This is a genomic window from Corallococcus exercitus, assembly GCF_003611585.1.
Lineage (GTDB): Bacteria > Myxococcota > Myxococcia > Myxococcales > Myxococcaceae > Corallococcus > Corallococcus exercitus.
On record NZ_RAVW01000492.1, the window covers coordinates 1 to 6649 of the forward strand.

Here is a 6649-nt window from a genome sequence, read left to right on the forward strand (position 1 = left end):
GCCTTCGGGGCCTCCGTCTTCTGGGGGGCCGGGGCCGAGGGAGCGCTCCCCGTGGCCTTCTCACCCTTGGCGCCGAGGTAGCCGATGGGCGAACCCACCGTGGCGACCTCGCCCTCGGGCACGGCGATCTGGATGAGGTAGCCGTCGTCGAAGGCTTCCACCTCGAGGTTGGACTTGTCCGTCTCCACCTCGGCGATGGCGTCTCCGGAGGAGATTTTGTCTCCCACCTTCTTCAGCCACTTGACGATCTTCCCCTCCTTCATCGTCGGGGACAGGCTGGGCATCTGAATGGGCGTCGCCATACGCGTTCAGGCTCCCTCGCGGTACAGCACCTTCTTGATGGCGGCGATGATCTTGGGCGCGTCCGGTTGGGTCGCGTTCTCCAGGTTCGCCGCATAGGACATGTTCACATCCAACCCGGTGACGCGCACGACGGGCGCGTCCAGGTCGTCGAACGCCTGGGACTGGATGAGGTCCACCACGGACGCGCCGACACCGGCCAGCGCCCAGCCCTCCTCGCAGATGACGGCGCGGTTCGTCTTGCGCACGCTCGCGAGGATGGCCTCCTCGTCCAGGGGGCGCAGGGTGCGCAGGTCCAGCACCTCCACGCTGATGCCTTCCTTCGCCAGGGCCTCCGCGGCCTCCATGCAGAAGTAGTACATCCGGCTCCAGGTGATGAGCGTGACGTCCGTGCCCTCACGCTTCACGTCCGCCTTGCCCAGGGGGACGATGTGCTCGCCCTCCGGCACCTCGCCCTTGATGGCGTAGAGGCGCTCGCCCTCGAACATGACCACCGGGTTCTCGTCCCGGATGGCGCTCTTGAGCATGCCCTTGGCGTCCGCCGGGGTCGCCGGGGCAATCACCTTCAGGCCAGGGAAGTGCGCGTAGTTGGCCTCCAGCGCCTGGCTGTGCTGGCTGGAGAGCCGGCCGCCCGCGCCGCCCGGGCCGCGGAACACGATGGGGCAGCGCAGCTGGCCGCCGCTCATGTGGCGCAGCTTGGCCGCGTTGTTGACGATCTGGTCCATCGCCAGGATGGCGAAGTTCCAGGTCATCATCTCCACCACGGGGCGCAGGCCCACCGCGGCGGCGCCCACGGAGAGGCCGGTGAAGCCCAACTCGCTGATGGGCGCGTCGATGATGCGCGCGCTCCCGAACTTGTCCAGCAGGCCCTGGGACACCTTGAACGCGCCGTTGTAGCGGCCCACTTCCTCGCCAATGAGGAACACATTGGCGTCGCGCTCCATCTCCTCGGCGAGCGCCTGGTTCAACGCTTCGCGATACATCAACTCGGGCATCGTCGGCTCCGAACTCGAATCTCGAAAGGGTAGTGGCTTGGGGGAGGCGTGAGCGCTAGCGGCTCAGGCCCGCCTTCTTGTCCGCCTGCTCGGCCTCGGCGCGGGGCTCCAGGTCCCACGTCACCTTCAGCTCCTGGCCCGACGGGTACTTCGGCCAGTTGGTGACCTTCACGCCCAGCACGCGCTCGCGCGGGCGCACGTCCTCCTCGCCCGGCTCCACGATGGTGTCGCGCCACAGCTCGTCCACGCTGGGCTCGGGCGACTCGTCGGCGAACTTCACCGCCGCGTCCACCGCGCGCTTCTCCTCCTCCTCGATGGCCTCGAAGTCCGCGTCGGTGAGCTTGAAGCCCTGCTTCATCGCGAACTCGCGCAGCTTCGGGATGGGGTCGTTCTTGCGCTCGTCCTCCACCTCCTGCTTGGTGCGGTAGTTCGCCGGGTCCGCCATCGAGTGGCCGCGGAAGCGGTACGTGTTCGCCTCCATCAGCACGGGGCCCTTGCCCGCGCGGCAGTACTCGGCGGCGTCCTTCACCGCCTCGTACATCTTGAGGACGTCCATGCCGTCCACCGCTTCACCGCGCATGCCGTACGCGGAGGCGCGCTTGTGGATCTCCGGCACCGCGGACGTGCGCGCGATGGCCGTGCCCATGCCGTAGCGGTTGTTCTCGCAGATGTAGATGACCGGCAGCTTCCACTTCTGCGCCATGTTGAAGGTTTCGTGGAAGGCGCCCTGGTTGGCGGCCGCGTCGCCGAAGAAGCACACCGTGACGCGGTCTTCGTTGCGGTAGCGGCTGGCGAAGGCCATGCCCGCCGCGAGCGGAATCTGCCCGCCGACGATGCCGTAGCCGCCGTAGAAGTGGTGCTCGATGTCGAAGATGTGCATCGAGCCGCCCTTGCCCTTGCTGTAGCCGGAGCCCCGGCCGAACAGCTCCGCCATGATCATCCCGGCGTCGCTGCCACGGGCCAGCGGCTGGCCGTGGTCGCGGTAGGCGGACAGCATGTAGTCGTCCGGACGGATGGCCTCGTTGCAGCCCACCGCCACGGCTTCCTGGCCGATGTAGAGGTGGCAGAAGCCGGCGATCTTCCCCAGCGTGTACTGCTGGCCGGCCCGCTCCTCGAAGCGGCGCAGGAGGTACATCTTCCGGTACATCGTCAACAACAGGTCCTTCGAGTACGCGCTGGCCACCGCGGCATGCCTCCGTCTGGGCCGCCCCTGGGGACCCGAGGGGGAAAGGGCGGCGAACGCCGTGCGCCTCTTAGCGCGCGGCCAAGGGACTTCCAAAGCCTTTCAGAAACGTCCTCTACCCCGCCTTTCTTTCAGGCGCGGTGCGTCACGTCCTCCATCGAGAAATGGGGAACAGACACGATGCCATCCATCAGTTCCACGGCCCGTCCCGAGTGGTCCGTGGCCAGGTGGATGACCGTCGCCTCCGGGAAGCGGTGGCGGTAGTCATTGGCGTGCGTGGGTTCATTGTCGAACGCCGCCACCACGGTGCCCATGCGGCCCAGGCGCGCGTGCGCCTCGCGCTTGAACGCGTCGTCGTTCTCCGCGAGCGTGGGCTTCATGACGAGGTGCACGCGCCCCTCCGGCCCCGGGGGCGTCACCATCCCGCAGCGCGCGAGGCACGCGACGGTGCCCTCGCGCATCGCCTCATGGCGGCCGGTGAGGTAGACGACCTGCGCGCCCGTGTCGGCCACCGCCTGGGTGAAGGCCGCCGCCCCGTCAATCGCCTCGTCGGAGACGCAGTAGGCGCTGGTGAAGAAGCGCTCCTGCCAGAAGGCGCGCGCGTCCGCGTAGCGCTGCTCCACTTCCGCGTCCGCCATGCCGCACGCCCGCATGGCGGCGCGCATGTCCCAGCCGGTGTCCCAGTGGCGGGGCTCGCACGCGGAGAGCAGGCCCAGCGAGCGGGCGTCGCCGTACTCACGGAGGATGCGCGCCTGGCGGGGGCGGTTGTCGAAGAGGGTGGAATCCAGGTCGAACGCCAGGACGGCCTGGGGGCCGAGCGAGCGGGCCTTCTCCAGGATGCCCTTCAGCGTGTCGCGCCAGTCCGGCCGCACGCGTTGCTTGAGGTCTTCAAAAGCCATGGACGCCGGAAGATACATGTCCCCGGCGCGGGGCTGGCCATCAAATCACGCGCGTGCGCGCAGCGCGGCCGGCTGGACGGGCTCCGACCCCGCGGGCTCCTGGGCCCCCGCAGGCGCCGTCGCCGGAGCGTCCGGGGCCCGGAGGAAGTTCTGCATGCGCTGGATGCCGTTGCGGTCCAGCACCAGGCGCACCAGTTGCGCGGACTCCTTGCGCACGCCCGCCTCCATGACCGTGAAGCGGAACACCAGGTCCACCGGGTAGCGCTTCGCGCCCCGAATATGGCCCACGGAGAAGTCCCCCAGGTCCACGTACTCCAGCGCGAACTCCGGCTCGTCCATGTCGCGCAGGAAGCGCCCCACGTTCAGCCGCAGGATGTCCGTCACGCCGGTGAGGCCGCGCTCGGAGCGGGGCAGCAGGCGCGCGTCCAGCACGATGCGCTTCTGGTAGCGGATGACGGCCTCCGACAGCTCCCCCTGCGACACGGTGAGGAAGTCGTCGTGCTGCCGCAAGGACGACACCGCCTGCGGCACCTTCACCGCCGCGCCGTAGTCCACGCGCTCCTCGCAGATGCCGATGGCGCGCGCCGTGACGGGGTCCACCAGGTCCGTGGTGCGGTCGTAGAGGTGCGTGGCGGCCACGCGGCTGAACATGCGCCGCAGGCCTTCCTTGATGCGGTCCTTCATCATGTAGCCGACCACGGCCACCAGGAAGAAGTTGAGGCTCACCTGGGTGAAGCGGACCTGTGCCCAGAGCGCCACCGACGTGGCGAACGCCATGGCCACGCCCGCCGCGATGGCGAAGAGCACCTCCTCCCAGCCCTGCCGCCGCTGACGCCGGCGCGAGGACAGGAAGAGCACGTTCATGCAGAACTTCTTCAGGAAGCCCAGCCGCTGCATGTACTCCTCGTTGTCCCCCGTGGGGCTCAACACGGAGCGCAGCCGGTGCTCCTTGCGGTAGGACTCCTCGCGCAGCACCGCCTCCATCAGCCCCTTGCGCAGGGGCAGCCACGGCCCCGTGCGCGGCAGCGCGTCCATGTCCGCCACCGCGCGGCGGAAGAACTGCTCCACCAGCAGGCTCACGTACTCGTCCACCAGCCGCAGCGACGCGCGCGTCTTCTCCTGGAGCTTCGCCTCGCCGGTGGCGCGCAGCCACGCGCGGAAGCGCTCCAGCACCACGGGCACGGACTCTCCCGCCTGCCGCACCACCGACTCCAGGTCCACCCTTCCCGCCTCGCCGGTCTTGGCGTCACAGCGCGTCTCCACCGTGGTGGCGAACCGGCGCAGCGCGCCGCGCAGCACGCACGAGAAGAGCTTCGCCTGGTAGACGACGTCCGCCTCCGGAGCCAGGCCCGTGCGCTGCCACGCCTCCAGCTTCACCAGCGGCGAGCCCTCCGACGACAGGAGCTCCTCCAGCCCCATCACCGGCGTCTTGAAGCGCACGTAGTTGTGGATGTCCGCGTAGAAGTCCGCGCGCGGGTACGTCTCCGCGTCGATGTTCAGGCTCGACGGCAGGAAGAGGTAGGCCTCCACCAGATAGCGCGTCTCGTCCGCGCCCGTGGGCTGGTACTCGAGCTTGATCTCGAACTGCTTGCGATCGTGGACGTCGAACCGGCTGTGGAGCGCTTCGGGGGCCTGGGACACAAACTCCAGTCTATGTCACAGGCCTGTCACACGGGAGCCACCCCCACCCAAGTACAGGGGAGCGTCCGGGGTGGCACACCCGGAGCGCTCCCGTGGAGCCTCAACCGTTGGTGCCCGTACGAGACGACGCGCCCGGCACGGCGCCCGGGATGACGTCGCCCACCGGCAGGGGCGCGGCCCTGGGCTGGGGCTTCGCGTTCCACACCCGCGACGCCAGCACCAGCCCCAGGACGGCCAGGGGCAGCATGGCCACGGGCCACGGCTTCCAGTTGGCCGGGTCCTTCATGGCGTCGCCCGTGGGCAGGATCTTCCCGTAGATGAGCGCGTGGATGGCGGTGCCCGCGTAGACCGCGCCGTCGATGATGCCCACCACGATGCCCGCGTTCTTCTTGCCGCCGAAGTCCATGGTGGCCGTGCCGGACAGCATGCCGTGCACGCCGATGACGCACAGGGACATGAACACCACGGACCAGCCGGCCCCGGCCGTCCCCAGCAAGAACACCGCGCCCACGGCGCCCAGGAGCAGGCCCGCGTAGAGCACCGTGGAGACGGGGCCCCGGCGCGAGTCGAAGATGCGGTCGCTGATGACGCCCGCGAACATGCCGCCCAGGATGCCCGCGACGCACGACAGCATGCCCCAGTTGGAGGCCACGAAGCCGCCGGACTCGCCCACCGCCTTGGCGTACTTGGGGAACCACTGCATCACCGCGTTGCGCAGGAAGCCGCTGCAGAACTCCACGCCCAGGATGATGAGGATGACGCGGTTGCTGAGCAGCTTGCCGAAGAGCTGCGGCACGCTGAGCGCCGGACCTGTCTCCCCGCTGGACGCATCCGCCGTGTCGAAGTCCGGGTGGCCCGTCTGGGACGGCGTGTCGCGGATGACGAAGAAGTCCAGCACCAGGAAGCCCAGGAGCAGCGCCGCGGGCACGAAGAACACCCACCACACCGGCGCCGCGTCCGCGATGAAGCGGCACCAGTCGAACGCGAAGTACAGGCCCAGCGAGATGAGGATGCCGAACACGCCGCCCAGCTGGCCGCGCTCCCGCACGTGGAACCACGACGCGTTCACCTTGACGATGGAGACCGCGCCGAAGCTCTGGAAGTACATGTTCACGCTGTAGAGGAACGCGAGCCACGCCACCACGCCGCCCGGTGGGGCCCAGCCATTCTTCAGCACCGCGTACACCAGCCCGCCCATGGCGATGTTCGCCGCCGCGCTTCCGCCCGCGGACAGGAGGATGGTGAAGCGGCCGCCCAGCTTGTCCGTCAGCGGGCCGTTGAGGAGGAAGGCCACGCCGTACGTGAGCGTCCCCCAGAAGAAGATGGTGGCGAAGTCCGCGTTGGACGTCTGGGCGCCCATGGCGCTGGTCGCCACGTTGACGTTGTAGCGCCCCATGTAGAGGAACGCGTACGTCAGGCCCAGCGGGAACCAGTTGAAGAAGCGGCGGCGGCGGAACGCATCGCTGTGCCCCAGCTCCACCTTCGGGAGCCGCGAGAGCACCAGGCCAATGGCCCCGAGCAGGATGACGATGGGCAACAGCTGGGCCAGCCACGGGGGCAGCGACGACATGCGACGAACCTCGCCTGGAGGAGGAGACGGACGGGGCCCCACCCTACCCCTGTCTCTTATA

The 6649-nt window shown here is 69.0% G+C and carries 6 protein-coding genes; all 6 read right to left on the reverse strand.

The genetic code is table 11. The annotated features are described in order from the left end of the window. Positions 1-302 (reverse strand): biotin/lipoyl-containing protein (locus tag D7W79_RS36695; protein WP_338078843.1); only part of this gene is annotated, 302 nt, incomplete at its 3' end. A gap of 6 nt (positions 303-308) precedes the next feature. Continuing rightward, positions 309-1295: a pyruvate dehydrogenase complex E1 component subunit beta gene (locus tag D7W79_RS36700; RefSeq protein ID WP_014398167.1), complete on the reverse strand. Its 987-nt coding sequence runs from the start codon at positions 1293-1295 to the stop codon at positions 309-311. A 55-nt stretch (positions 1296-1350) separates the two neighbouring features. Continuing rightward, positions 1351-2478: a pyruvate dehydrogenase (acetyl-transferring) E1 component subunit alpha gene (gene pdhA, locus D7W79_RS36705; protein ID WP_120529933.1), complete on the reverse strand. Its 1128-nt coding sequence runs from the start codon at positions 2476-2478 to the stop codon at positions 1351-1353. A gap of 131 nt (positions 2479-2609) precedes the next feature. Continuing rightward, positions 2610-3377 carry an HAD family hydrolase gene (locus D7W79_RS36710; RefSeq protein ID WP_120529936.1) on the reverse strand — a complete coding sequence of 256 codons (768 nt, stop codon included), beginning with the start codon at positions 3375-3377 and terminating at the stop codon, positions 2610-2612. Between the two features lie 45 nt (positions 3378-3422). Next, positions 3423-5018: a hypothetical protein gene (locus D7W79_RS36715; protein WP_120529934.1), complete on the reverse strand. Its 1596-nt coding sequence runs from the start codon at positions 5016-5018 to the stop codon at positions 3423-3425. A 100-nt stretch (positions 5019-5118) separates the two neighbouring features. Then, on the reverse strand, positions 5119-6588 hold the full coding sequence (locus D7W79_RS36720) for an MFS transporter (RefSeq protein WP_120529935.1): 1470 nt from the start codon (positions 6586-6588) through the stop codon (positions 5119-5121). Between the last annotated feature and the right edge of the window lie 61 nt (positions 6589-6649).